Source organism: Pseudomonas sp. GW821-FHT04C07 (assembly GCF_059420325.1).
In genome coordinates, this window is the sequence record NZ_JBWKTM010000002.1 from 646,997 (window position 1) to 673,536 (window position 26,540).

Consider the following 26,540-nt stretch of genomic DNA (forward strand, 5'->3'; position numbering starts at 1 on the left):
CGCCATCCTCCGTGAGCCCCACCACTCAACTCATCCAATTCCCGCCATCGACGTTGTACGTTTGTGCAACTACGTACTCGCTTTCGTTTGAAGCCAGGAAAATGGCCATTCCCGTCAGGTCTTCTGCGGTTCCCATCCGTCCAAAAGGCACCTCCTGCCCCACCAGCCATTTCTTTTCACCCAATGGCCGATTCTCATACTGGGCGAACATTGCATCGACGCCATCCCAGTGCTCACCGTCCACGACCCCTGGCGCGATGGCATTCACATTGATCCGGTGCTTGATCAGATCCAGACCTGCCGACTGAGTAAGGCTGATAACGGCTGCTTTGGTTGCGCAATACACACCCACAAGCGCCTCCCCTCTCCTGCCTGCCTGGCTGGCCATGTTGATGATCTTGCCACCATGCCCCTGGCTGATCATCTGTCGGGCCGCTGCCTGCAGAGTGAAAAGCGTTCCTGCAACATTGATCGAAAACAGGCGCTCGTAACTCTCACGGGTGATATCGACAATGGGTGCAAGATCGAACAATGCGGCGTTGTTGATCAAGATATCCAGCTTACCCGTCTGCGCTATCACGGCGGCAATGGCATCATCGATAGACGCCTGATTGGTAACATCCATCTCGACAGCGTAAGCATTTGGCCCAAGCTCGGCGGACGTAGCCCGGGCGCGCTCAAGATTGATGTCAGCGATGGCGACTGTTGCCCCTTCACTGATATAGGCCTGAGCAAAAGAACGTCCGATGCCTCGGGCCGATCCAGTAACAAGAGCACTTTTACCTTCTAGTCGTTTCATTGATTGTTCATCCGTTTGCTTGAATATCGGGTTCGCCCAACCGAGGGCATTGGAGTGTCAATAGGGTCAGGCGGCAAGACGTGCCAGCGGGGCTACAGCTTTCCCGTGCTCGTCGAACAAATGGCAATGCTGGACATCCAGCGCAACCCATCGCTGTTCTCCATACGCCACCTCACAATCGCCATTGACTCGTACGGTGAGTGCTTCACCGGACTTGGCGACGACGTGGCAGAAGGTGTCACTACCCAGGCGTTCGGTGACATCGGTGGTGATGGGCAGTTGCCCTAGATCATCCAGACTGAGGTGTTCGGGACGTATGCCCACGGTGACCTCATTGCCTACAGCCAAAGTGCTTCCGTCACGAGGGATGAGCAGACGTCGACCGGATGCCAGCTCGACCTCTACGCCCTGATAGTTATTGGCAGTTACCGTGGCTTTGAGAAAGCCCATTTTCGGAGTGCCGAGGAATCCTGCTACGAACAGATTCGCGGGTTGGTGATAAAGCTCAAGGGGCGAGCCAATCTGCTCTATTCGACCGCCGTTAAGCACCACCACCTTGGTGGCGAGGGTCATGGCCTCGACCTGGTCATGAGTCACGTAGATCATGGTGGCTTGCAATTCTTTGTGCAGCCGGGACAGCTCCAAACGCATCTGCACCCGCAGGGCGGCGTCGAGGTTGGACAGTGGCTCGTCGAACAAAAAGATCTTCGGGTTACGCACGATGGCGCGACCGATAGCGACTCGTTGGCGCTGGCCGCCGGACAGCTGTTTCGGCTTACGCTCCAACAGGCGTTCCAGCTCCAGGATCCGTGCGGCCTCAGTGACCTTGCACTCGACGTCCTGCTTGTTGTCACCCGCGAGATCCAGCGCGAAGGACATGTTCTTGCGCACCGTCATGTGCGGGTACAGGGCGTAGGTCTGAAAGACCATCGCCAGGTCGCGCTTGGCCGGGCTGACTTCGGTGATGTCGCGACCATCGAGCTCGATAGTGCCGCTGGTGACCTCCTCCAGACCGGCGATTAGCCGCAGCAGGGTGGATTTGCCGCAGCCCGATGGGCCGACGAATACCACGAACTCTTTATCGCGGACTTCCAGATCGATGCCCTTGATGATGGACAAACCTTCGAAGCCTTTTTTCAGATTTTTTATTTTCAGAGTGGCCATGAAATGAATCTCCGCTTTGTTAGTTTCAGTTCGCACGAACCTTCAATTCGCGCTCGCAAAAATCTCTTGGTTATTTGACGGCGCCAAATGACAAACCACGCACCAGCTGTTTCTGGCTGATCCAGCCGAAGATCAGGATCGGCGCACAGGCCAGCGTCGACACCGCCGACAACTTGGCCCAGAACAACCCTTCGGGACTCGAATAGGAGGCGATCAACGCGGTCAGCGGCGCGGCTTTCGACGAGGTGAGGTTCAGCGACCAGAACGCTTCGTTCCAGCACAGGATCAGCGACAGCAGCACGGTGGACGCCAGGCCGCCCTTGGCGATCGGCAGCAGCACCCGAAGCATTTCCTGAGCGAGCGTCGCACCGTCGAGGCGGGCGGCTTCGAGGATGTCTTTAGGAATGTCCTTGAAGTAGGTGTAAATCATCCAGACCACGATCGGCAGGTTGATCAGCGTGTAGATCACGATCAGCGCGATGCGCGTGTCGAGCAGGCCGAAACTCTTGGCCAGCAGGTAGATCGGCATCAGCACGCCCACCGGTGGCAGCATCTTGGTCGAGAGCATCCACAGCAGCGTGCGTTTGGTGCGCTGGGTTTCGTAGAACGCCATGGAGTAAGCCGCCGGCACCGCAATCAGCAGGCACAGGGCCGTGGCACTGAAGGAAATCACCACGGAGTTCCAGGCGAAACTGAAGTAGTCGCTACGCTCGTTGATGTGCAGGTAGTTCTCCAGCGTCGGGGTGAAGAGGAACTGCGGCGGCGTGGCGAAGGCGTCGATTTCGGTTTTGAAACTGGTCAGCACCATCCAGAAAATCGGGAAGAAAATCAGGATCGCGATGGCCCAGGCCAGGGTGCCCAGCAGCAGGCTTTGCAGACGACGGGATTGTTGAAGGGTCATGGTGCAGGCCTCAAGGCTTGTCAGTCAGGTTTTTGCCGATCATCCGGACCAGGAGGATCGCCGCGATATTGGCAATCACCACCGCAATCAAGCCGCCAGCCGACGCCATGCCGACATCGAATTGCACCAGCGCCTGGTTGTAGATCAGGTAGGCGAGGTTGGTCGAGGCATAGCCGGGGCCACCGTTGGTGGTGGTGAAGATTTCGGCGAACACCGAGAGCAGGAAGATGGTTTCGATCATTACCACCACCGCAATCGGCCGCGCCAGGTGCGGCAGGGTCAGGTGCCAGAAGATCGCGATCGGCCCGGCACCATCGAGGCGCGCGGCTTCTTTCTGTTCCTGGTCGAGGGACTGCATGGCGGTCATCAGGATCAGGATCGCGAACGGCAGCCATTGCCAGGAGACAATGATGATGATCGACAGCAGCGGGTAGTGCGCCAGCCAGTCCACCGGTTGCGCGCCGAACAGCTTCCAGACGTAGGCGAGAATCCCCGAGACCGGATGGAAAATCAGGTTCTTCCAGATCAACGCACCCACGGTGGGCATGATGAAGAACGGCGAGATCAGCAGTACGCGGACGATGCCGCGCCCGAGAAACTCGCTGGCCTCCAGCAAGGCGCTGATCAACACCCCCAGTACCACGCTGATCAGCAACACGCTGCCGACCAGCAACAGGGTATTGGTGGCGCCGGGCAGGAAGCCCGAATCGCTCAGGAAGTAGGTGAAGTTCTCCAGTCCCACGAACTGGTTTTCACCAGGGTAGAGCAGGCTGTAGCGGATCAGCGAAAAGTACAGGGTCATGCCCAGTGGCACGATCATCCACAGCAGCAACAGCGCCACCGAGGGGCTGACCAGAAACCAGCCGGGGTTGGCCAACCGGCTTTTGCGAACCGGCTGGGGAATTTCCATATGTGCTTTGAGCGTCGAAGTATTCATGGTGATCACAACCGATTGGTGACAGGCAGATGAAGATCAAATGTGGGAGCGACGGTGCGGCGATCCCACAGGGGGTTCCGGGTTATTTCGGATAACCGGCGCGTTTCATCTCGCGTTCAGTTGAGGTTTGCGCGGCAGCGAGTGCTTGATCAACCGACATCTGTCCAGTGAGAGCCGCCGAAAACAACTTCCCTACGGAAGTCCCAATCGCCTGGAACTCGGGAATGGTGACGTACTGGATTCCAACGTAAGGAACAGGTTTGATCGAAGGGTGTGCAGGATCGGCGTGCTGCATCATCTGCAACGTAACTTTTGCGAAAGGCGCTGCCTGCAGATAGGCCTCGTTGTAAGTGGACTGCCGAGTGCCGGGCGGCACATTGGTGATTCCATCTTTTTCAGCGACCAATTGAATGTATTCTTTCGACGTCGCCCAGGTAATAAAGGCCTTTGCTGTGTCTTTGTGTTTGGAGGTTGCCGGTATCGCCAATGACCATGCATACAGCCATGACGAGCCTTTGTCGGTCACTTCCGTAGGTGCAGGGGCGAAACCCACACTGTCGACGACCTTGCTCTGCTCCTTGTCCGTGGTGAACGAGCCCGCGACGCTGGCATCCACCCAGATGGCGCACTTACCGCTGTTAAACAGTGCGAGGGTTTCGTTGAAACCATTGCTAGACACGCCTGGCGGCCCATACTTCTTGAGGGTATCAACGTAGAAATGTGCCGCCGCTGTCCACTCAGGGCTGCTTAGCTCCGGCTGCCATTTTTCATCGAACCAACGGGCACCAAACGCATTTGCCATGGTGCTCATTAGAGCGATGTTTTCACCCCACCCTGCCTTACCGCGCAGACACATTCCATACTGCCCCTTGTCAGGCTCATGGAGTTTGGACGCAAATTCGCCGAGCTGCGTCCAGGTCGGGTGCTCCGGCATGCTAAGACCTGCTTGCTTGAACAGATCAGTACGGTAATAGGTGATCGTGCTTTCGCCATAGAATGGCAACGCGTAGAGCGTATTGTTGACCGACAACCCCTGACGGACTGAAGGAAAGATGTCTTCCAGGTCGTACTCCGGTGGCAACGCCGTGATCGGTTCAAGCCAGCTTTTGGCGCCCCACAAGGGCGTTTCATAAGTGCCAATGGTCAGCACATCGAATTGGCCGCCTTGTGTGGCGATATCGGTGGTCAGGCGCTGACGCAGAACGTTTTCTTCCAGTACCACCCAATTGAGCTTCACATCGGGATGCTGCTGTTCAAAAATTTTGGAGAGTCGCTGCATGCGGATCATGTCGCCATTGTTCACAGTGGCAATGGTCACTGTTTCGGCGGCTTGACTGACGAGGGCGAAGGACAGGCCAGCGGAAAGGAAAAGCGCTTTCGGGATTTTCATCGTAGTGCTCTCCGCTCCGCGCCTTGGACGACGGGAGCTATTATTTTTGTTGTTAACCACCGCTGGGCAATTACAGCTTTTCAGCAATGGGGGACGATTTGATTACAGCACCTTGAAATAGCCACGACAAACGCGCAACGGACGGCCAACTGATACTTTTTTAACCTGGCCAGCGAAGCCTTCTGCGAATCAAAAAAGTATCAGTGATACGCAATCTTGAACTAGCAAGCGCCTGCGCACAGGGCGTATGTTGCTCGCATACAAACAAGAAATAACCAAACCGGGGTCTGCCATGACTGATAGCCGAACAGCGCTTTTCGAACAGCGCCCCGCCGAACTGGAAGTCATCCTTCCCGAGCCCGATCATAGCTTTCGCTGGTATGAGCACGACTACCCCTACTCCCTCGCTCGCTGGAATCACCATCCAGAATTCGAAATTCATCTGATCCGCCAAGGCAGCGGCAAGCTCGTTGCTGGTGATTACATTGGCGCATTCGACACCGGCCACGTAGCACTTATCGGCCCTGACCTTCCCCATGATTGGATAGGCGATCTGAGACCGGGTGAGTTCTTGAAGGGGCGCGACGTTGTGCTGCAATTTGATGGTGCAGCCATTTTGGCGTTGCGCAGCACAATGCCCGAGTTAGGCGAGCTTCAGCACCTTTTTGAACGTGCACGCCGTGGCTTGGAGTTCACCGGAGCAACCGCAGTACAGGCGGCTCGATTGATGGAAGATATCGGCCCTGCGCAAGGACTTGAACGCCTTATTCTTTTTCTGCAGTTGATCAACGTACTAATGAAAGCGCCAACCCAAGACGCTCATACGCTGGCCAGCGCTTGCTACGCGCCGACCCTGGACGACCGAAGTTCTGAACGCATCCATAAGGCCTTTGACTATTTGTTGACTGAGCTCACTGGCGACATTCGCCTGTCGGTGATTGCTCGGCAATTGGAAATGAGCGAGCCCGGCTTTTCGCGCTTCTTCAAGCGGGTAACCGGCCATGGCTTCATTGATCTGATGCGTAAACTCAGGGTTCAGCGCGCATGCCGACTATTGTTGCAAACAGAGATGTCCGTGGCAGACATCTGTTTTGAGGTTGGCTATGAAAACCTTTCCAACTTCAACAGACACTTCCGTATCGAAATGGAACAGACACCGAGTGAATATCGTCGCGGAACGGCGATGAACCTGTTCAATCGCAACGGTCTCCAGGCTGCCCTGGCGCACACAAAAGCCCATTAAGTAATTAACGCCTGACCGATGCGGGTTAGTCATCCGCATCCCACAACAAGAAGGAAATCACAATGGTGTTGCCTCGCGCAGTCGTATTTGGCGAAGCCCTGACCGACCTGGTACAGGGTCATCCTGGACAATGGCAAGGGTATCCGGGCGGTGCGCCATGGAATGTCGCACGAGCGCTGAGTCGCTTGGGAGTCAGCACGGCATTCGCCGGATCGGTGAGCACCGATTCTCTGGGCGATGAGATTGTCCAGAAATCGGCTGCGGCAGGACTGGATATGCGGTTTATCCAACGAACAGAGCGCGATCCGTTGGTTGCCATCGTTCCCTCTAGTCGTCCGCCAAGGTATTTTTTTGCTGGAAACGCCGATTTGTCTTTCGATCCCGAACAGCTACCGAACGATTGGATTTTGCACGCTGAAGTCTGTCACTTCAGTTGCATTAGCCTGGCCCGCCAACCATTGGCAGACACGTTGGTACGCGTGGCACAACTGGCGAAACGGGAAGGCAAACGGATAAGTTTTGACCCGAACTGGCGTAACCTGATGGACAGACAATACCGAGAGCAAACTTTCCCGTCAGTGACCGCCCTTGCCGACATGATCAAGCTCTCGGACGAAGACATTCGGCATATCTATCCAGGGTTGACCGAAACCCAGGCAATCAATGAGATTCGTGCCATCAACTCGCACGCTCAAATCCTGTTAACGCGCGGTGAATGCGGCATGGCGCTGTACACCTCCGATGGCTACTACGAACAGTCCGCTTACGTTGTAGACGTCGCAGATACAGTCGGGGCCGGAGATTCTTCTATGGCCGGTTGGCTCGCCGCAGACTTGCTTGGGATCTCCGATCTGCAAGAACGCCTTCGTTTTTCAGCCGCTTGTGCATCTGTATCTTGTTGTTATGCAGGTGCCCATGCGCCAGCAATGGCCGAAGTAAAAAAGTTGCTCAGCGCCGTTCCCGGTATTTGACGAAATGGGTCGACTGCTGAGAGGCATCTAAAAATGTTTTTCGCGACAATGAAAAAGGCCCTCAGGGCCCAATGCCAGTCAGTTAAGGGTATGTGTAGGAGCAGCCGGTCGACGCTCGATTGCTCCGGGCGGCGCTCCGACGATGGACCTGAGGGCGACGCGTTTATCCAGCAAACACGCGTCATCGTTAACGTCCATCATGCCCTGAGCCTTTCCGTCAACACGGTTTTGCAGTGTCCGGCTCCATGACCAAAGGCGAGCCGCTGCCAGCGAGGCTGCGGCTGTTCAGATGCTGAGTTGAGCGCCTGACCGGGGGAATTTCCTTGCCAGCCGACGATTGTGAAATATCAATTACCCGCAGTAGTCATGGAGATGGGCATCTATCGCTTCCCCTTCATGCAGACTACGGAAAGATAAGCACCCCAAAGAACACCACATAGGGCAAGTATTAGCTCCGGATTGAAAATGCGCTGATCGACCGGCGCCACCAGGATTTCGCTATAAAGGCACAAGGCACCCGCGATCAACGCAATGAAGTAGCCGGTCTGGGTTCTAGTCCGGCGCAGCAACAGAACCTTTTTCAGACCCTCGTCTTTCCATTCTTGAAGGGGCATGCATTGGATCTCCTCCAGCAGCACCACACCCCACAGCAACGCGCACAACCAATAGCCTATCATCATGATGTCCTCCAGTTAGAACATTGATTCAACATGAATACAGCGCGCACTCCGCGCTTAACTTACGAATATCGATTCCAGAGTCTTTTCTGACTCGTGCAATTTGCTCTCATGCATATTCTGAAGCAGGTGAGAAGGTTCGAGCGGCTGCCAGGGACGGCGATGCAGGACCATAGACGGGGAGTCCGAGCGGAGCACGCCCGGTCTCGTTGCCAGTGGTCGCATCCCGCTGGACCAGTTCGGCGGCGTCGAAGTCATATTCCCAGTGGCCTGCCTTATTCCACTCGTGGAGAAAGTAGGTATAAAACGGCACAAACAGTCCCTGGCCCGGTTCAGCGTATTGCAGCCCGAACACGTACTCAGGCTGGTCCTTCATTTCACGACCACTATGGCAATGCTGGACCCAGACACGGTCGTCGAGGACGACAACCTTCCAGAACGGGTCGTGGTCGTAGAACTTCAGCGAAACTTTCTTGCCGCGTCTGCGGCACTCATTAAGGAACGCAATGCTGGCGGCAAGTTCCTCTTGAAAGGTCGAGGTCGTAATTTCTTCTGGAAGTGAGTCGACTCGCTTGCGCGCTGCTACGCCAAGCGGATTGAGCAGCATGACGCGGATTTCATACGCCGTCGTGAAGACGTCTTTCAACACGCTATCTGGCGCAATCAGGGTTTCGTACCCCGTGAGCGAAAGGATGGAGGCGTGACGCGCCGCCGGTAAAGAGCGGACCAGATTCCGTTCGTGAAGGGTCGAAAGCCATCCCTTGCGAGGATGTCTCGCAAAGAGCAGGGAGGCCATCTTCGCGCTTGTCAGACGATGGTGGTTGCCCCATGCGCGTTTGCACAGATAGAACAGAACCATCAAGGTTGAGGCCAGCACGATTTCTGTCGCAAGCAGCAGATTCGAGTTCAACTCCACGCGTGGCCACCATACATAGAGGATGTACCGTGCGGCATCCGGCGTGGCAAACGCCATAGCCATTGCGAGCAAGGTGATGACGCCATGTGACATGACGTGCTGCAGTATGGCTAGAAAGTCGTGTTCTTTGCTGATTGGTTCCATGGGGTACTGCTCCCATTTGGTGATGGTTGCCAGCAGGACAAAGCTTCTGGTAACAGGGACTTGGCTAAACGCTCCAACATGCGGCGCATGGCGGCAAGTTCATGGATCTTGTCGTAGGAGGCGTAGGCTCCCGCTTTTGTGAAGTACTTCCAATGTGTCGGATCAGCACAATTGCTGGCCACTATGACTTTTGTCAGCGGATACTCGGCTGCGACCACACGCAATACTTCCATGCCATTACCGTCGCTGAGGTTGACGTCCAGTAAGACGACATCGGGTGGTTCATGCCGGATGGCGGCGATAGCGGTCGATGCGCAGTGGAACGCCCCGGCAAGTGACAGGCCCGCGATCCGCGGCGACACCGTGTGCCACAACGCTCGCACGACGTTCGAATCCTCAACGACAAACAGGCGCAAGGGGCCTGAATCTCTGGCTGGCATCAGTGCAGTCAATGGTTTTGTGTTGGTGACCTGCATGATTTGACCTCTCTTTTTTGACATAGCTGTACAAGACGCTGACGAAGACAACTCCATTCAGCGGACGAAATCTTGCAGAGAGGTAACTATGCTTAAGTGCAACGAATCCCACTATCGACGTTAGCAGGAGTTCTTTGTGGAGATATCGGCCAAGAACTTGTAGTGATTCCACTACAAGCAGGCTGGATCGGGCGACGCTTCGGCGAAGCCGGGCATGTGCTGCGCATCGTTGCTGCACAGTTCGTTAAACGCACCTGAAGTTCAATCAGAACGATTCAATGATGCCGAGGCGTTTACCGCAGAGAGTGGAGGATGCCGAAAACGATTGGGTGGCTCGGCTGCGTCGGATGGCAGGGCGTTCTAAGTTAACAGGCCGTTTTCGAGTGCATAGCGGGCCAGTTTCGCGTTGCTGTCGATCCCTGTTTTTTCCAGGATGCGTGCCCGGTACGTCGTGACGGTACTCGGGCTTAAGTGCAATATCTCAGCGATGCGGACAATTCTCTCGCCTGAAGCGAGGAGCTTTAGTACTTCAAGTTCCCGGTCCGATAGCGCTTCGTGGGGTGCCGCGTCGCCTCTGCCGATAGCGTTGACCAGTTTTTCTGCCAGTTCAGGACTGACGTGCTTGCCGCCTGAGGCCACCTTGCGAACTGCCGCAACCAGGGTGGCTGCGGAAATATCCTTGGTGAGGTATCCCGCAGCGCCGTGCTTGATTGCGCGTAACGCATAGGCCTCGACCGAATGCATGCTCAACATCAGAACGGCGAGCTTGGGCTTCTCCGCACGCATGAGCTTGAGGAGTTGGAGGCCGGTCTTATCGGGCAGCTGAATATCTACCAGCGCCACGTCGAAATCTTGCTCCCGGACCAGGAGCATTGCTTCTTGTGCCGTCTCTGCTTCACCCGTTACGTCGATCTCGTTGGCAGTCTCCAGCATGCGTCGCACGCCGTTACGCACGATGCTGTGATCATCCACCAGCAAGACTCTGATTCTGTGGTCAGTCATCCGTATTTTCCATTCGCACCCGCAAGGCCCTGGCCGTATCGTGTCTCGATGTACAGATGATGTTGAACCCGCCGGCACAGTGGCGCGCGCTCATGCAGTCCCACACTAACCCTGCGGCCAGTGGCCGGCAAGCCATGGAATCTGCTGCAGAGTTTGACGTTAGCAGGCAGGTAGCGCACTTGCACTGTTGCCTCAGGCGTTAGCGCTCACTTCTCCGGACTGCCGGTGCAGTCGGTTGGAACGGCCTGTCCCCGGAAGCCATCAGTCGGCCACTACCACCCGGCATATTCAATCGGCATCCGCCAGGCAGCCAGGCTGGGATTGCACTGCAAGATGACAATCTCCCCAGAATCTGGGGCATTGCGCCAACCTTGCTAATATTTCGTAAGCCAGCGCTCAGTTTTCAGCATGGAAAATACTGCAAAGCCGGCTCCTGCGGCAATGGCAATCCTGGAGTCGACACCCGCGTGGGCATTCAGTCCGGGGGCATTTCCGGCCTCTGGCGCCTAAGCTCTCAGGTGTGTCTGCATGCGCCCATGGGTAATGCCTTGCGCGTGGCATCAATTTTAACTGGACAGAGACATGGCCACAGTGACGACACCGATCGAAGTTTTCGACATGAAGACATTGCTGGCAGCGCTGAAGTCGTTGCGCAAAGGTGACTTCACCACGCGTATGCCGGAAGACTGGACCGGCATGCCGGGCAAGATCGCCGACACGCTCAACGAGATCATCGACATGGCGGCCGACACCACCACCGAATTCGAACGCGTGGCGCGACTGATCGGCAAGCAGGGCAAGGTCGATGAGCGTATCGAATTGCCGATGATGAAAGGCTCATGGCAAAAGATCGTCAACTCGAGCAATGCGCTCACCAGCGACCTCATCAGCCCGATGAACGAGATAATTCGCGTTGTCGGTTCGGTTGCCGAGGGTAATCTGAGCCAGCAGGTACCGCCAGTACTCGACGGCCTGAAACTCCGGGGCCAGTTCCTCAAATCCGCCCAGATCGTGAACACCATGGTGACGCGACTGGGCTCCTTCGCTTCCGAGGTGACCCGCGTGGCCCGCGAAGTCGGCACTGAAGGGATTCTCGGTGGGCAGGCCAATGTCAAAGGGGTGTCCGGCACCTGGAAAGATCTGACCGACTCCGTCAACGACATGGCCGCCAATCTGACCACCCAGATGCGCAACATCGCATACGTGACGACCGCAGTGGCCAATGGCGATCTGGGCAAGACGATTACCGTCGAAGTCAGGGGTGAGATTCTCGAGCTGAAAAACACCATCAACACGATGGTCGGCCAGCTCTCGAGCTTCGCTGCGGAGGTGACCCGCGTGGCGCTGGAAGTCGGTACCGAAGGCAAGTTGGGCGGTCAGGCGGAAGTGCGCGACGTATCAGGCACCTGGCGCGACCTGACCGAATCGGTCAACGGCATGGCGGCCAACCTGACCACCCAGGTGCGCAACCTCGCACAGGTGACGACGGCGGTGGCGCGCGGCGACCTCGGCAAGAAAATTACGGTTGAAGCCAAGGGCGAGATACTCGAACTGAAAAACACTATCAACACGATGGTCGACCAACTCTCCAGCTTCGCCGCGGAGGTGACACGCGTCGCGCTGGAAGTCGGTACCGAAGGCAAACTGGGCGGACAGGCCGAAGTGAGCGGCGTATCCGGTACCTGGAAGGACTTGACCAATTCGGTCAACGGCATGGCGGCCAACCTGACCACCCAGGTGCGCAACATTGCCGACGTGACCACGGCGGTGGCCAACGGCGACCTGTCGCGCAAGATCACCGCCGAAGCGAAAGGTGAAATTCTCCAACTCAAGGAAACCATTAACACAATGGTGGACCAGCTCTCGACCTTTGCCGACGAAGTGACGCGCATGGCACGCGAAGTGGGGACTGACGGCAAGCTCGGCGGCCAGGCCAAGGTGGCGGGCGTCGGTGGAACCTGGAAAGATTTGACCGACTCGGTCAACAGCATGGCGGCCAACCTGACCAATCAGGTCCGCAACATCGCCGACGTGACGACGGCGGTGGCCAAAGGCGACCTGGGGCGCAAGATTACCGTGGAAGCCAAGGGCGAAATCATGGAGCTGAAGAACACCATCAACACAATGGTGGACCAGCTCAATAGCTTTGCCGCCGAAGTGACGCGGGTGGCGCGCGAAGTTGGCACCGAAGGAAAGCTCGGGGGACAGGCACAGGTGCAAGGCGTGTCCGGCACCTGGAAGGATTTGACCGAAAACGTGAACTTCATGGCGGCCAACCTGACCAGCCAGGTGCGAGGCATCGCGAAAGTGGTGACCGCGGTAGCCAACGGCGACATGAAGAAGAAACTGACACTGGAAGCCAAGGGCGAGATCGCCGAACTGGCCGACACCATCAACGGTATGACCGATACGCTGGCGCTGTTCTCCGATCAGGTGACCTCGGTGGCGCGTGAAGTGGGCGTCGAGGGCAAGTTGGGCGGCCAGGCCAACGTGCCGGGTGCTGCCGGCACCTGGCGCGATCTGACCGACAACGTGAACGGTCTGGCGGCCAACCTGACCAATCAGGTGCGCGCAATTGCCGACGTGGCGACTGCCGTGACCAAGGGCGATCTGACTCGTTACGTGGAGGTGGAAGCAAAGGGTGAAGTGGCGGAATTGAAGGACAACGTCAACGAAATGATCCGCAACCTGCGGGAAACCACGCGGCAAAACGCGGAACAGGATTGGCTCAAGACCAATCTCGCGAAATTTACGCGCCTGCTGCAGGGCCAGCGCGATCTGGCAGCAGTCTCCAAGATGGTGCTGTCAGAACTGGCTCCGCTGATCAACGCCCAGCACGGTGTGTTCTATATGATGAACGAGAGCCCGCCCGATCCTGCGAAACTCAAACTGCTGTCGGCTTATGCGTATAAGGGAAACATCAATGTAAACGATGAGTGGCGGCTCGGCGAGGGCCTGGTCGGGCAATGCGCTTACGAGAAGCGGCGCATCCTGCTGACCGATGTACCCGGAAATTACGTCGCGATTTCATCGGGACTGGGTGCGGCCGCCCCGCTGAATATCATCGTGTTGCCGATCCTGTTCGAGAACAAGGTCAAGGCCGTCGTCGAAATGGCTTCGTTCACGCGCTACAGCATCATTCATCAAACCTTCCTTGATCAGCTTGCTGAATCGATTGGTATCGTGCTCAACACGATCGAAGCCAATATGCGTACCGAAGAACTGCTCAAGCAGTCGCAATCGCTGGCGCAGGAGCTGCAAAGGCAACAAGAAGAGTTGAGACAGACCAACGAGGAACTGGAGGACAAGGCTGGACTGCTGGCGGAGCAGAAAGCCGAAGTCGAGAGCAAGAACCGCGAAGTCGAAATCACCAAGCTGTCGCTGGAGGAGAAGGCGGAGCAGCTGATGCTGACCTCGAAGTACAAGTCCGAATTCCTCTCCAGTATGTCCCATGAGCTCAGAACGCCATTGAACAGCTTGCTGATCCTGGCCCAGCAGCTCAGCGACAATGCGGAACACAATCTCACTCCCAGGCAGGTCGAATATGCCAAGACCATCCGTAGCGCGGGCAAAGACCTGCTGGAGCTGATCGACGAGATTCTCTATCTGTCCAAGATCGAGTCGGGTACGGTCACACTGGATCTGAATGAAGCGCTGTTCGCCAATCTGCACGACCAGATCGAACGCACCTTCCGGCCGGTCGCCGAAAGCCGAGGCCTCACCTTCACGATTGAACTGGCGCCTACCCTGCCCCCCGTCATCTGGACCGACGAAAAGCGCCTGTTGCAGGTGGTCAAGAACCTGCTGTCCAACGCCTTCAAGTTCACTGAGCAAGGCAGCGTCAAGATCAGCATCGCGCCCGCTGTGTCCGGCTGGAGCGTGGATCACAGCGAACTGAATCGCGCCGATATGGTGGTCGCCTTCGTGGTCACCGACACCGGCATTGGCGTATCTGGCGGCAAGCAGAAGCTCATCTTCGAGGCGTTCCAGCAAGCAGATACCGGAACCTCACGAAAATACGGCGGCACCGGCCTCGGCCTGTCGATCAGCCGCGAGCTCGCACACCGGCTGGGCGGTGAGCTGCGGCTGATCCCCGGTGAGGGCAAGGGCAGTACTTTCGCGCTGTACGTGCCCTTGCGTACACAGGATGCCCAGCGTCAGACGCTAGACGAATCAGCGACAGAGACAGAGACAGTACCTGGCCAAGTCAAGCGCGACCTCATGTCAGGTCCGTCTGCACAGATACTGGACGACCGCGAATCCGTCCAACCCGGGGACCAAGTGCTGCTGATGCTCGAGGGCGACGCCCGATTCGCCGGCATTCTGCTCGAGGCCGCGCGCCAGAAGGGGTTCAGGGCTATCGTCACGACCCGTGGCGCGGACGCACTGGAGCTTGTCGAGCGCTTCAAACCCGCCGCGATCACGCTAGACCCAGGCCTGACGGACATCGATGGCTGGTTGCTACTCGAGCAGTTGAAGCGAAATTTCGCCACGCGTCACATCCCGGTCCAGATCATCTCGATCGCTGACGACCGCACACGCGGGCTGCGCTATGGCGCTTTCGACTATCTGCTCAAGCCGGTCACAGCCGACGAGATTCAAAATGCGCTGGTCGGCATCGTGGCATTCGCACGGCGCAAGACCAGGAGTCTGCTGCTCATCGACGGCGACGAAGGGAACCGCGCCCGCATCCTCGATCTACTTGGCAACACCGACGTGAAGATCGCAACGACCGACAGCGGCGCTGATGCCTTGAAGAAACTGGCAAAGAAACGCTACGACTGCATGGCAATCAATCTCAAACTGCCCGACGCATCCGGTATCAGGTTTCTCGAGGCGCTGCAGGAAGACCACGCATTGCGTGAATTGCCGATCGTCGTCTATGGTGCAGAAACACTGACCAAGCCGGAACACGAGCGTTTCAGGACACTGCTCGGCAAGGGCGTCATCAAGGCAGTTCAATCCCCCGAGCGCATACTCGACGAAACCGCGCTGTTTCTACACCGCGTCGTAGCCAAGCTGCCGCAGACCCAGCGCAGGATGCTGGAAAAACTCTATGAGGGTTCGGACAGTCTGGAGGGTAAAAAGGCCCTGGTGGTCGACGATGACGTGCGCAATATTTTTGCCCTGACCAGCGTGCTTGAGTCCAACAAAATGCTGGTGGCCACGGCCGAAAACGGCCGAACCGCCATAGAACTGCTGCAGCAGCAGCCCGATACCGACATCGTGCTGATGGACATCATGATGCCCGAGATGGATGGCTTTGAAACCATGCGCCAGATCCGTACATTCAAAAGATTTGAAACCCTGCCCATGATTGCGCTGACGGCCAAGGCGATGATGGGTGACCGTGAAAAGTGCATCGAAGCAGGAGCATCGGACTATGTCAGCAAGCCGGTGGATACCGACCAGCTGCTGTCACTGATGCGCAAATGGCTCTATCGATGACTCTGTACCGCGCTCATTGCCCGACAGCAAAGGTGGCAATGTGTGCAAGGCCCGCTCGATTTTACCGGTGCTGCCATTATGGCAAGATGCGCTAGCGCAAACCGAAGTGGCATAAATATGCAGCAGGAACCCCCGGTATTCAAAGAGAGAGCCCAGGTGCGGCAAGCGCTCCCGCCTGATGGCGTGCCAGCATCAGTGTTGCTGGTGGATGACAACCCCGCCAAACTTACGGCGCTTGCCGCGGTGATTGCCGACATGGGCCTCGATATTGCCACGGCGACTTCCGGGTTCGAGGCCCTGCGCCTGCTATTGCAGCGCGACTTCGCAGTCATTCTGCTCGACGTGAAAATGCCAGTGATGGACGGTTTTGAAACCGCGGCACTCATTCACGGCCGCCCGAAGTCGGCCCACACGCCCATTATCTTCGTCACAGCTGAGGCCGATACGGATTCCGAGCGTTTCCGCGGTTATACGTCCGGCGCAGTGGATTACATCTTCTCGCCGATTGTGGCCGAGGTTCTTCGCGCCAAGATCCGGGTGTTTGTCGACCTGTTCTACCTGCAGCGCAAACTGACGATGCAGGCCGAAGAATTGCTGCAATCGAAGCTGCTGCTGCGTGAACTGGCCTCCTATCAGGAGCACATCAAGGAAGAAGAGCGAAAGCGGATCGCACGCGACATCCATGACGAGCTGGGACAGAGTCTGCTGGCGTTGCGAATCGATGTCTCCATGTTGCAGGCGCGCACCAGTACCATGCACCCCAAGCTCAACGAAAAGGCCAGCGATGCTCTGAATCACCTCGATACAGCCATCCGCAGTGTCCGCAGTATCATCAATGATCTTCGGCCGCCCGTACTCGATCTGGGATTGCAGGCAGCGATCGAGTGGCAACTTGAAGAGTTCCGGCAGCGCAGCGCGATCGATTGCGTGATGTCGATGAAAGACCAGAATTTCCGTTGCGATCTTAATGAAAAATCCGCCACGACTCTGTTCCGCATCGTGCAGGAATCGCTGTCGAACATTGCCCGGCACGCGCAAGCGACACAGGTGCATATCGAGCTCTACAGGGACGGTCGCCGGCTTTACCTGCAGATCAAAGACAATGGCGTAGGCATGACGGATCGCAAAAAATTGAACTCGTTCGGGTTGGTGGGGATGAAGGAACGCATCAGCATGCTGGACGGGGAATTCACGATCGACAGCGCACCGGACAAAGGAACGAGATTAACGATATCGCTGCCACTCGACTGACCCGGATGGCATTGAAATGCTGTAGCCCGGGCCCATCGGGCGGGCCAACCAGACTGCGACCACCCTCTTGATGGCGGTGCGGCCGCCAACGAATATCCCCGCTGCCGCTATCCTCGTCGGTGTTTCGGACGGTGCGACAGATTTCGAAAAAAAGTCGTAAACCCCGCGACGTTTCAGGGCTTGCGACTCATTGCTGATACGTCCCTCAAGCTCCCGGGACGTTTCGTCGGTAACCACTACAACACTGTTGTTCGAATGCAGGTCTATGCCACAGAATTTCATCACCGCCTCCTCAGCAAAAGTCTAAGTTCGCACCTTGAATTTTGCGCCACCTCTGTGAGGTGGGGAGGCCGGCCAGACGATTCTCAGATTTACCTTTCGGCGCTGCGCTGGGGGCAGTCAATAAATCAGGGAATCATCTGGCCGGCTCGATGGCGGAAAATGTGCACATGAACGAGGCCTGGCCAAACATGCCTGGAAGACCGAGGGAGACTGGATATAAACCGTGGTTTGCAATCCGTTTCAGAGGTCCATGCGCTGAGGGCAGCTCCTCTGCATCAATGGCCTGGCGAGTCGCCGGGGCGCGTTGAAACGCCTTCAGGCTTGCTCGCGGAACACCCGCGCCGCGACCGTGGACGAGTTGCTGTGACAGGAGATAGTCGGGGTTCCGGCCTGCGCCGCGCAGGCGAGGCCCAGAACCCTATCGGCGAGCGGATCAGGCAATACTGGCGGGGTTGGCCGGGCTTGCGCCCCATTCGAGGAAACGGATCTTGTGCACCTCGCCCTCGCTGTCTTCGTAGACCAGGGTCACCGGTACCACACCGGTCTTATCGGATGTATCAGTGCGCTGCAGTACCCTCTTCACATCGATTTCCATCCCGTAGTGGTATTCGACGGCTGAGACATGCGCGCCGGGTTCTTGCAGGCCGTTCTGGTCGAATACACTTGGCGCGAGACTGGAAATCACGGCACTTACTGCTGTGGCGATGTTCATTAGGCTGTACCTCTGCTGAAGTTCGCTTGACAAGGACTAGATGTGACACGCGGTGAAAGTGAAGTTCACTCCACCCGGACGAACGACCCTTTTCCATTATTGCTTGAGTCGCCGCAGGCCCCAGCGATCCCCCATGGTTGAGCGGTTTCGACCACTCGTCCTTTATCCATGGGCGTTCTCCCAATCTGTCGATTGTTTTACCAAAGCGGCATTCATTTGCGCAGGACGTGGGAGTTGATGTGGTGGCTTGAGGATCATTTCCCCTCGATTCCCCGAGGAATCAATTTTTTAGCTGAGGATTCCCCTATGGCATTGCCGCGAATGTGCTTTTTTCGAGGGGAAAATGACAGTGCTTTGACCTGGTTTGTTAACCCGGCCAAGGGATTTTTTATGGCTGACCAGGTTATACCCCCCGATTTCCCCCATGGAATTTGGAAAAAAGACGAAAAAATCGGCGGGGCTCTCATCTGCCTCCCGACTCGCCGGAAACCCAGTAATGGTGCTGGCTGCGCTATCCAAACCAGCAATGTGTCACTAGCCATTTCACTGCCGTTGGTCGGGACAATTGATCAAAAAATGAACGGACTCGGACTTTTTCGTTCAGAATACGCAGCAGGTGACACAGGCTCTGATCCTCACCTAGCCCCAGAAGCGGAAGTTAAACCACATATGCACTAAGTGCGAATGGGGATTTTCATTACCTGAAAATGGAGATAATCGAATGATTAGAAGTTCATTCGCGAAGCTCACTTTTATCTCGACAGCGTAATACCGCAAGACTAATTAATAGAAATTGCTGGATCTTAATTGCAGTCAGTCACTGTAAGTTCCAGTTAAGTCCAACTGAGAGTCATGTACTGATTCACTACTAGAACAAAGAGGTAGCCGGTAACCATGGAGCTTAATATGCTTTCTTCGTCGACCGTGGAGTTTTTGCGTTTGGGCGTTGTATATGCCCACCTTATTGCCTGCTGTGTGGCAATCGGGCTTGTTTTGACCAGCGATATTGCAATGGTCAAGCAACTCCTGAAGGGGGATGCGTCAGGTCACCATGATGACGCGCACATGGAAAGTCTTCAAAAAACCGTAGTGCTTGCCCTTGTAGCTCTTTGGATTACGGGCATTGGTATTGTCGGGATAGATTATGCCGGCAAGGGGATGGAGTATTTCCTCAATCCAAAGTTGCAAGCCAAGATCGGCATAGTTGTACTGCTGACCATTAATGGCGTCGTGTTGCATAGCGCGGTATTGCCTGCTCTGAAAAAAGCCGGTTCGTTGCTCAAGCTCTCCTTCAGCCTGCGCATGCTGGCGCTGTTCTCGGGGGCGTTCTCTGGCGTGTCGTGGTTCTATGCCGCAATGCTGGGTGTTGGTCGTCCGTTGGCCTGGAAATACTCGTTGGTGGAGTTGCTGGCAGCCTATCCGGTCCTCATCGTCGGTGGATTCGGGATGATGGTGATGCTCACCATCTGGGCCAAAAACAAGAGCACGGCAGAATCTACGGAGCAAAGCACCTGGACAGTAGGAAACGCCGCCCTGGCTGGATGGTGAAGCCAGGTTGAACAAGGACGTTCAGCTTTAGCCAATAAATCCCGCTGTTAGCTGTTAACCCAATCTCACTTGAGGATACCCAAATGAAATCCATGAAAGCTCTCTTCGTCGTCGCCGCTCTGACCGTTTCCTCTCTGGCTATGGCCACAGGTGGCGGTGGTGACCGGACCATCGCACGCATGGAGAAAGCCCGGAAAGTCTCGATGGAAGCCTACCAGGTTGCACAGAAACAGAAGGCTGAAGCCGCTGTAGCTCAAAGCAAAGCCAAGGCGGCCGACCACTCCAACTCCTGATCTGTCTGTCGCGTCCCCGATCTGACAGACATATGCGGTCTCAAGCTTCAAATGCAGCACCCAAGGTTCAGCCTCTGTGCTTCTTGCCCGGCAGTCGTTTCAATCTTGGCGTTTTCGAGGGATGTTGCGCCGACTTCCAGCCGGCTTTGCCCCTTGGAATCTAAGGCAGATGAAGCCTCGCATGAGCGGTGAGCTTATCTAGAAACCGGCTTACCGTACTCTTTTGCTCTACCCCTTGACGGGTAATGCAATGAAAGGCAGAACGATAAGCCAAGCGTTGCGGCATGATCGATCGAAGCCTGCCTCGCTCGACCCAGCTCGCGGCGTAGTGGGTGGGCAGGTAACCGATGTAGGTGTCGGAAAAGACCAGCAGCGCAATGGCCTCCATCGAAAACGCGCTGACCGCGCTGGCGAACCTGAGCTCGCACGGTCGTTTGTTTTCGGCGACATAGCCTCTGTCGACATAGTCCGCTGCGCTTAACTCTTCATACGTCAGGTCCTGATCAGGGCGCTCGAAAAACGGATGCCCGTTGCCGCAATACAGGTGCTGCTCCTCTTCGAACAGCGCCTGATAATGAAGCCCCGACAATCGGTGGTGGAAGGCGCCGACGGCGACCTGGATGCGCTCTTCAAGGACCGCCTGTTCAAGTTCGTCGGGCCGCATGACTTGCAAATCGATATGGACGCCGGGTTGCGCAGCACGTAACTGGGCAATGGCCGCCGGTACAGGGCTGTGCCCGAGGGTGATCAGGCTGTCGACCGTGCCGATGCGCAACAACTCCCGATGGCGCCCGCTGAGCACCGCCGTGCGCTGGCGGAAATGTCCGATGTTGGCGAACAGCTCCTGGGCTGCCGCGTAGGTTTCTTCGCCTTCTTCGGTCAACTGGAAACCGCTTTTCCCGCGTTTGCACAACGAGTAGCCGAGCCTGACTTCAAGGTCTCGAACGAGCACGCTGAGGCGCGACAGACTGGTGTTCAACGGGACCTGTGCAGCCGTAAAACCACCGGCATCCACGATCGCACAGAAGATCCGCAGCATGCGCAGATCCACATCCGTCAAATTCACCAGCATGCCGCCCTCTCCTCGTGTGTTTGCTTGCGACCGCAATCAGCCGTTCATTACACCGCCGCCATTGACGCCCAGTATCTGCCCGGTCATGAAACTGGCCTGCTCCGAGGCCAGGAAGATCACCGCGGCGGCAATTTCCTGCGCCGTTCCCAGTCGCAGCATCGGATAACGCAGCGCTTCTTCGCGAATATAAGCCTCGCCCAGGCGTTCGACCATCGGCGTCAACGTGCCGCCGGGGGCAACCCCGTTTACCCGTATACCATGGGCCGCCAACTCTCGCGCCAACGACTTGGTCAGCGCAATGATTCCACCTTTTGCAGCCGAGTAATGGCAGAGATTGGCGCACCCGAGCTGCCCAAGGTCAGAGGCGATATTGACGATGGTGCCGCTGCCCTGGCAGGTCATCAGGGCCGCCGCCGGTTTGCAGAAAAGGAACGTCCCATAGAGATGAACACGGATCATCCGGTCCCAGGCCTCGACACTGAGTTCGCTCAGCGGCGCCTCCTGCAAGAACCCCGCGTTGTTGACCAGCACATCCAGGCGTTGCAGCCCGGTAAATGCACGCTCTGCTGTTGCGGGGTCCGAGACATCACCCAGCGCAAGACGCACCTCCACGCCCCGCGCCTGCAGCTCATCGGCCAAGGCCAGCAGCACCGGGCTTTCCTGCAAATCATTGAGAACGGCAAGACTGCCTTGCTCGCCAAGAGCAAGCGCGACCGCATGGCCGATGCCTTGTGCAGCACCGGTTACCAGATAGGTTTTCATGAATGACCTCAGCCTTCAGAGAATTTAGTAAGGATGCTGTTCCAGCCACTGCGCATACATGGCAATGCCTTCATACAGGTCGAACCGGGGCCGGTAGCCCAGTTGTTCGCCCGCCGCCGAAATGTCGAAGCACGCATTTTCATCCAGTACGCTCAAGGTACCGGGGCCGATGCTGAGCTGGGCATGGGGGTAGACCTTGCGAATCCGCGCCGCGACCGCGCGGTAACTGTCCTGCTCACCAGCCGTCACATTGAACACCCGTTGTTGCAACCGCTCTTCCTGAACAGTGGCCGCCAGTACACAAGCGTGGGCGACATCCACGACGTGCACGTACTGAAAGCGGTAATCGCCGCCCTCCTCCTCATGCCACGGCTCGTTATCGATCGCGCTTCTGAGCATGCTCTTGAGGTAGCACTGCATGAACTGGCCAGGACCATAGATCCAGCCCGGTCGCAAAGACACCACGCTGACCTGGTACAGGTCGCTGTAAACCTGACCGAGCTTTTCGGTGAACACCTTGGTACAGCCATACGGCGTGGTCGGTTCAAGGGGCGCGCGCTCATCGACCACATCCATTTCCCGGTTGGGCCCGTAGGCGCATTCGGAACTGAGGTTGACCACCCGAGAAATACCGCTGAGCCGGGCGCACTCAAACACATGGGTGGTGCCCAGTGCATTGGTCAGCACCGTTTGCAGGGGAATACGCCGAGAGTCCACCGGGTGCGAGATCGCCGCGGTATGAACGATCGCGTTGACCGGACGGCTCCGGCAGCTCTCCAGCAAACTCGCCAGGTCAGCCAGATCACCTTGTACGTAACGATACGCAGCGTGCTCGATGGCGCACACCAGGCTGCGGTCGTAGCCCACTACTTCGTTACCCTGAGCCAGTAACTGACGCACTACTTCCTGGCCAAGAAATCCGTTGGCCCCGGTTACCAGTATGCTCATGATCCGTCCTCAGTAAGGATGCAGCGGCAGTGTCAAATCGCCCGCCTGCCAGCGTGAGTAGACATCGTCAGGCGTGCAGATCCAGACATCGTCATAGCGTTGTATCTGTTGGATCAGCCGCTCCAGCATCGCAATGCGTGATGCGCGACCGATCAATTGCGGGTGCATGGTCAGGATGAAATGGCTGCCGTAGTGACGCATTCCTTCCAGCTCCGCCGACCAGAGTCGAAAGACCTTTTCCGGGTCTTCGATCACACTGCCCAACGCAGGCTCTGCCGAATAGGCGAACTGCTCCCAGTCGTCCAGCAACCAACTGACGGGCAGCTCCAGCAGACTCTTCTCAGCGCTGCCGACGCGGTACGGCCGGTCATCGCCCATCAAGCTACTATCGCTGTGAAAGCCCAGGGCAATGAGCGAGTCAACGACGTCCGGGGTCAGCTCCCACAACGGTGCGCGGTAATGGGTGACCGGCCGATCCAGGAGGGTTTCGAGCAGCGCCTTGGAGTCCTTGAGAATCTGCAGATTCTGCTCGGGCGTCTGTTCATCGACACGCTCATGGAAGTAACCGTGGCAACCAATCCCGTGGCCGGCAGCTGCGATGCGGCGTACCACCTCCGGGTCGATCTCGGCCACGCGAGCGGGAATGTAGAACTGCGCCCGAAGGCCGTAGCGGGCCAGCAATTCCAGCAGGCGCGGCACGCCAACGCGGCGTCCATAGGCGCCCATCGACAGCAGCGAGAGCCGGCGCCCGTCGAGGCTGGATGGCTCCCAGGCGCTTTCTGCATCCAGGTCAAAACTCAAGGTCACAGCAAAACGTTTGTTCTCAGGCCAGGCAGTCATCAATGGATTCCTTCTACGAGCGACGCTTGATTGAGTCGGCGAGAATGCACAGCAACTCGAACATCATGGTCGCGCCCACCAGCGCCGTGGCCCCGCCCACATCAAAGGGCGGCGACACTTCCACCACATCGGCACCGACCAGGTTCAGGCCTTGCAGGCCCCGGATCAGTTGCTGCGCCTGCAACGTGGTGATGCCGCCGATCTCGGGTGTGCCGGTGCCTGGGGCAAACGCCGGGTCCAGGACATCGACATCGAAGGTGACGTAGGTCGGCTCGTCGCCCACGATGCGTCGCGTCTCGGCAATGGTCGCGGCAACGCCGATGTCGGCGAACTCCTCCATATGGATCACCCGGATACCGCAGTCCTTGGCGAAGTCTTCGTCTTCTGCCGAATAGATCGACCCGCGAATACCAATCTGTACCGTGCGCTTGGGGTCCAGCAGCCCCTCCTCGATCGCACGGCGAAAAGGTGTGCCATGGGTGTAGAGGTTGTCGCCGAAATAACGGTCATTGGTGTCGGAGTGAGCATCGAAATGGACCATGCCGATAGGCCGGTCCCGGGCGATGGCGCGGAAAATCGGCAACGTCACCAGATGATCGCCACCGACGGACAGCGGCACCGTACCGACCTCATGGACCTGCCGATAGAACGCTTCAATTCGCTTGAGGGAATCGAGCAGATCAATTGGGTTGACCGGCGCGTCGCCCAGGTCGCCGACCCGCACCAGATCATAGGGTGCGATATGGCTAACGTGGTGAACCTTGCGCATCATGCTCGACTGGTTGCGCACCTCCCGTGGGCCATGCCGGGCGCCCGCGCGGTTGGTGGTGCCGCCATCCCAGGGGATACCCAGCAAGGCGATCTGGACGTCTGCCGGATCGGTGAATATCGGCAGGCGCATAAAGCTCGGCATGCCTGCAAAACGGGGGATGACGGCGGCGTCCAGAGGTTGCGGAAAGTCATTGGCCATCAAGATTACTCCTGGGTATCAGCAGATGAATTGACGATAAAAAAGGGATGTTCAGGACGTATCACGCCTTCGCCGGCATCGCACCGGCACCTCTGCGCCGGCGTTTACCCGAGAGCACGATCAGCGCGCCACTCACCAGCGACAGCGCTCCCAAATACCAGGCGGTATAGAGATCGTCCGGGGAGACCGGGTTGGCGCCTGCGGTGTAACCGATGTAGGCGAGTACAAAGAGCGCCAGCAATGCGGGGATCGACAGTAGTGTTGCGGTGAGTGCCTTGTGTTGTTTCCAGGTCATGACCATGAAGGCCGCCAGCGCCGAGATGTAGGACATCACCAGGGTGATCGTGACCACGTCGTAATACCAAACGATCTTGTCCAGCGGTTTCCACCAGAGCAAGGCAATGCCGGCGAGCGACACCAGCCCCAGGGTGAACCACGGCGCCTTGAAGCGGTTGACAGCGCTAAACGCACCCGGCAGATGCCCCTCCTCACTCATCCGATACAGCGTGCGCGCCGACGAATTGGAAGAAATCTGCAAGCCGGCGCACGCCGAGGTAATCACTACGAACAGCGCCAGCCAGGCCATGGCCGGTGGCAGGTAGACATTGGCGACAGCGGCGATCGGCCCGCCGTTGCCGTTTTCAACAATGGCAGCCAACTGCTCCACCGGAACCGCGTATTGCCAGCCGATGGCCGCCAGACTGTAGATCACGAAGGCCGAGGTCAGCACGATCAACAGTGAACGCTGCACGGTGCGAACCGGTACGCGTGCCTCTTCGATGTAGTTAATGGCCGAATCGAAGTTCGCCAGCATCCACACACCAAACAGCACTCCCGGGCCAATCGCCGCCAGACCACCGGCGCCTTGCAGCGAATACATCGAGGCAAACGACAGGTTCTCGACCTGAGGATGGATGAGCCCCATGAAACCGAGCCCGGCGACCACGGCTATTTCGAAAACCAGAAAGGTACTGGCAAGCTTCGCGGTCACTCCGACCCCGCGCACCGACACAGCAAAGAAGGTCACGATCAACAACGTACCGATGATCTTCGCGTTGAGTTCGCCAGCGAGCGAAGGAATCAGCGCCTGGAGGTACTCGGAGCCAATCAACGCACACATCGGCGTGACGGCGATGCAGGCAACGGCATAGGTCCAGCCCAGGATGCAACCAATATCCGGGTGCAGAAAACGCGAGCAAAAGGTGAAGATGCCCCCTGCCGACGGTGCCTGACGTGTCAGCGAAACCATGCACACGGCCAGCACCAACATGGGAAAGAAAAACGCAATCAGGATCGCCAGGGGTGCCTGGTGACCGGAGATCGAATAGAGGATCGACATCGACGAGGCGGCCACCCAGGCCGGTGCGTTGAACCCCAACGCGGAAAAACTGACGTCCTTGGTGTTGAGCTTTCCTTTGTTGAGCGCCGTGTCGAGCTCGCTGATTGCACCGTGACGGTCGTAACCGAAAAGTTCGTAGAGTTTCATGATTGTTCCCAGGCTCGTTTTTTATTGGCAGGTAGCGAAAACGCTTCTTGTAGGACAGAGCTCTTGAGCAACACCCGATCGTTGCCGGGTGTTATCGCCAACTCAAGATAGGGTGATGGCTGCGAGGCACCAATTACCAAAGACGAAAGCTGACTTGCACAAAACCGCACGGATGCCGGACGCCGGCAGGATGTAGTGGTCTAATTTCCCCGGACACCTCGATAGGTGGAGAATGCATCTATCGAGGAGTTTTTCATGACCGACAAACGCAGGACATTCGACGACAGCTTCAAGCTGCAAGTCGTGAA

At 57.2% G+C, this 26,540-nt stretch carries 23 protein-coding genes and 1 pseudogene; 7 read left to right on the forward strand and 17 right to left on the reverse strand.

The genetic code is table 11. The features are described 5' to 3' along the window. Positions 1-25: 25 nt before the first annotated feature. From AC07UI_RS06540 to AC07UI_RS06560, 5 genes are all read right to left on the reverse strand, one after another. Positions 26-799, reverse strand: a complete 774-nt coding sequence (locus AC07UI_RS06540; protein WP_494991690.1) for an L-iditol 2-dehydrogenase — start codon at positions 797-799, stop codon at positions 26-28. A 66-nt stretch (positions 800-865) separates the two neighbouring features. Next, the gene (locus AC07UI_RS06545; protein WP_494991691.1) at positions 866-1,963 is read right to left on the reverse strand and encodes an ABC transporter ATP-binding protein; all 1,098 of its coding nucleotides are present in this window, start codon (positions 1,961-1,963) and stop codon (positions 866-868) included. Positions 1,964-2,033: 70 nt separating this feature from the next. Continuing rightward, positions 2,034-2,864, reverse strand: coding sequence for a carbohydrate ABC transporter permease (locus AC07UI_RS06550; protein WP_494991692.1), 831 nt, complete (start codon positions 2,862-2,864; stop codon positions 2,034-2,036). Positions 2,865-2,874: 10 nt separating this feature from the next. Continuing rightward, a complete protein-coding gene (locus AC07UI_RS06555; RefSeq protein ID WP_494991693.1) occupies positions 2,875-3,801 on the reverse strand; it encodes a carbohydrate ABC transporter permease in 927 nt (308 codons plus the stop codon). An 82-nt stretch (positions 3,802-3,883) separates the two neighbouring features. Beyond that, entirely contained in the window at positions 3,884-5,191 is a 1,308-nt protein-coding gene (locus AC07UI_RS06560) for an ABC transporter substrate-binding protein (protein ID WP_494991694.1), read from the reverse strand. 292 nt (positions 5,192-5,483) lie between these two features. Here AC07UI_RS06560 and AC07UI_RS06565 point away from each other — a divergent pair, with 292 nt between their 5' ends. Together AC07UI_RS06565 and AC07UI_RS06570 are read left to right on the forward strand one after the other, a co-directional pair. Further along, positions 5,484-6,434, forward strand: a complete 951-nt coding sequence (locus AC07UI_RS06565; RefSeq protein WP_494991695.1) for a cupin domain-containing protein — start codon at positions 5,484-5,486, stop codon at positions 6,432-6,434. A gap of 62 nt (positions 6,435-6,496) precedes the next feature. Then, positions 6,497-7,405, forward strand: a complete 909-nt coding sequence (locus AC07UI_RS06570) for a carbohydrate kinase family protein (RefSeq protein ID WP_494991696.1) — start codon at positions 6,497-6,499, stop codon at positions 7,403-7,405. 380 nt (positions 7,406-7,785) lie between these two features. Here the strand turns inward: AC07UI_RS06570 and AC07UI_RS06575 are convergent, their stop codons facing one another. The 4 genes from AC07UI_RS06575 to AC07UI_RS06590 all read right to left on the reverse strand — a co-directional run bounded on the left by AC07UI_RS06575 (position 7,786) and on the right by AC07UI_RS06590 (position 10,620). Next, entirely contained in the window at positions 7,786-8,085 is a 300-nt protein-coding gene (locus tag AC07UI_RS06575; protein WP_494991697.1) for a hypothetical protein, read from the reverse strand. 106 nt (positions 8,086-8,191) lie between these two features. Beyond that, the gene (locus tag AC07UI_RS06580; protein ID WP_494991698.1) at positions 8,192-9,142 is read right to left on the reverse strand and encodes a hypothetical protein; all 951 of its coding nucleotides are present in this window, start codon (positions 9,140-9,142) and stop codon (positions 8,192-8,194) included. Continuing rightward, on the reverse strand, positions 9,109-9,618 hold the full coding sequence (locus AC07UI_RS06585) for a response regulator (RefSeq protein WP_494991699.1): 510 nt from the start codon (positions 9,616-9,618) through the stop codon (positions 9,109-9,111). The genes AC07UI_RS06580 and AC07UI_RS06585 overlap by 34 nt, the downstream gene beginning before the upstream one ends. A 360-nt stretch (positions 9,619-9,978) precedes the next feature. Beyond that, positions 9,979-10,620, reverse strand: coding sequence for a response regulator (locus AC07UI_RS06590; RefSeq protein ID WP_494991700.1), 642 nt, complete (start codon positions 10,618-10,620; stop codon positions 9,979-9,981). A 582-nt stretch (positions 10,621-11,202) separates the two neighbouring features. Here AC07UI_RS06590 and AC07UI_RS06595 point away from each other — a divergent pair. Continuing rightward, a complete protein-coding gene (locus AC07UI_RS06595) occupies positions 11,203-16,068 on the forward strand; it encodes a response regulator (protein WP_494991701.1) in 4,866 nt (1,621 codons plus the stop codon). A 117-nt stretch (positions 16,069-16,185) separates the two neighbouring features. Beyond that, the gene (locus AC07UI_RS06600) at positions 16,186-17,319 is read left to right on the forward strand and encodes an ATP-binding response regulator (protein WP_494991702.1); all 1,134 of its coding nucleotides are present in this window, start codon (positions 16,186-16,188) and stop codon (positions 17,317-17,319) included. 715 nt (positions 17,320-18,034) lie between these two features. On the opposite strand, the gene AC07UI_RS06605 is transcribed toward AC07UI_RS06600, so the two are convergent. After that, positions 18,035-18,313 carry a DUF2790 domain-containing protein gene (locus AC07UI_RS06605; protein WP_494991703.1) on the reverse strand — a complete coding sequence of 93 codons (279 nt, stop codon included), beginning with the start codon at positions 18,311-18,313 and terminating at the stop codon, positions 18,035-18,037. A gap of 306 nt (positions 18,314-18,619) precedes the next feature. On the opposite strand from AC07UI_RS06605, the gene AC07UI_RS06610 reads away from it, so the two are divergent. The 3 genes from AC07UI_RS06610 (at position 18,620) to AC07UI_RS06620 (ending at position 20,154) form a co-directional block, all read left to right on the forward strand. Then, the gene (locus AC07UI_RS06610) at positions 18,620-18,991 is read left to right on the forward strand and encodes a hypothetical protein (protein WP_494991704.1); all 372 of its coding nucleotides are present in this window, start codon (positions 18,620-18,622) and stop codon (positions 18,989-18,991) included. 216 nt (positions 18,992-19,207) lie between these two features. After that, a complete protein-coding gene (locus AC07UI_RS06615; protein WP_494991705.1) occupies positions 19,208-19,861 on the forward strand; it encodes a hypothetical protein in 654 nt (217 codons plus the stop codon). Positions 19,862-19,944: 83 nt separating this feature from the next. Continuing rightward, positions 19,945-20,154: a co-regulatory protein PtrA N-terminal domain-containing protein gene (locus AC07UI_RS06620; RefSeq protein ID WP_494991706.1), complete on the forward strand. Its 210-nt coding sequence runs from the start codon at positions 19,945-19,947 to the stop codon at positions 20,152-20,154. Between the two features lie 160 nt (positions 20,155-20,314). Here AC07UI_RS06620 and AC07UI_RS06625 read toward each other — a convergent pair whose 3' ends face one another. The 7 genes and pseudogenes from AC07UI_RS06625 to AC07UI_RS06655 all read right to left on the reverse strand — a co-directional run. Further along, the gene (locus tag AC07UI_RS06625; RefSeq protein ID WP_494991707.1) at positions 20,315-21,226 is read right to left on the reverse strand and encodes a LysR family transcriptional regulator; all 912 of its coding nucleotides are present in this window, start codon (positions 21,224-21,226) and stop codon (positions 20,315-20,317) included. Between the two features lie 36 nt (positions 21,227-21,262). After that, positions 21,263-21,988 carry an SDR family NAD(P)-dependent oxidoreductase gene (locus AC07UI_RS06630; protein WP_494991708.1) on the reverse strand — a complete coding sequence of 242 codons (726 nt, stop codon included), beginning with the start codon at positions 21,986-21,988 and terminating at the stop codon, positions 21,263-21,265. Positions 21,989-22,012: 24 nt separating this feature from the next. Next, positions 22,013-22,936 (reverse strand): NAD-dependent epimerase/dehydratase family protein, encoded by a 924-nt coding sequence (locus tag AC07UI_RS06635; RefSeq protein WP_494991709.1) that lies wholly within the window; start codon positions 22,934-22,936, stop codon positions 22,013-22,015. 9 nt (positions 22,937-22,945) lie between these two features. Then, entirely contained in the window at positions 22,946-23,776 is an 831-nt protein-coding gene (locus AC07UI_RS06640; protein WP_494991710.1) for a polysaccharide deacetylase family protein, read from the reverse strand. 13 nt (positions 23,777-23,789) lie between these two features. After that, entirely contained in the window at positions 23,790-24,746 is a 957-nt protein-coding gene (speB, locus tag AC07UI_RS06645; protein WP_494991711.1) for an agmatinase, read from the reverse strand. Between the two features lie 61 nt (positions 24,747-24,807). After that, on the reverse strand, positions 24,808-26,232 hold the full coding sequence (locus AC07UI_RS06650; RefSeq protein WP_494991712.1) for an APC family permease: 1,425 nt from the start codon (positions 26,230-26,232) through the stop codon (positions 24,808-24,810). A 102-nt stretch (positions 26,233-26,334) separates the two neighbouring features. Continuing rightward, positions 26,335-26,540: pseudogene (locus AC07UI_RS06655) on the reverse strand (hypothetical protein); the annotation flags it as partial.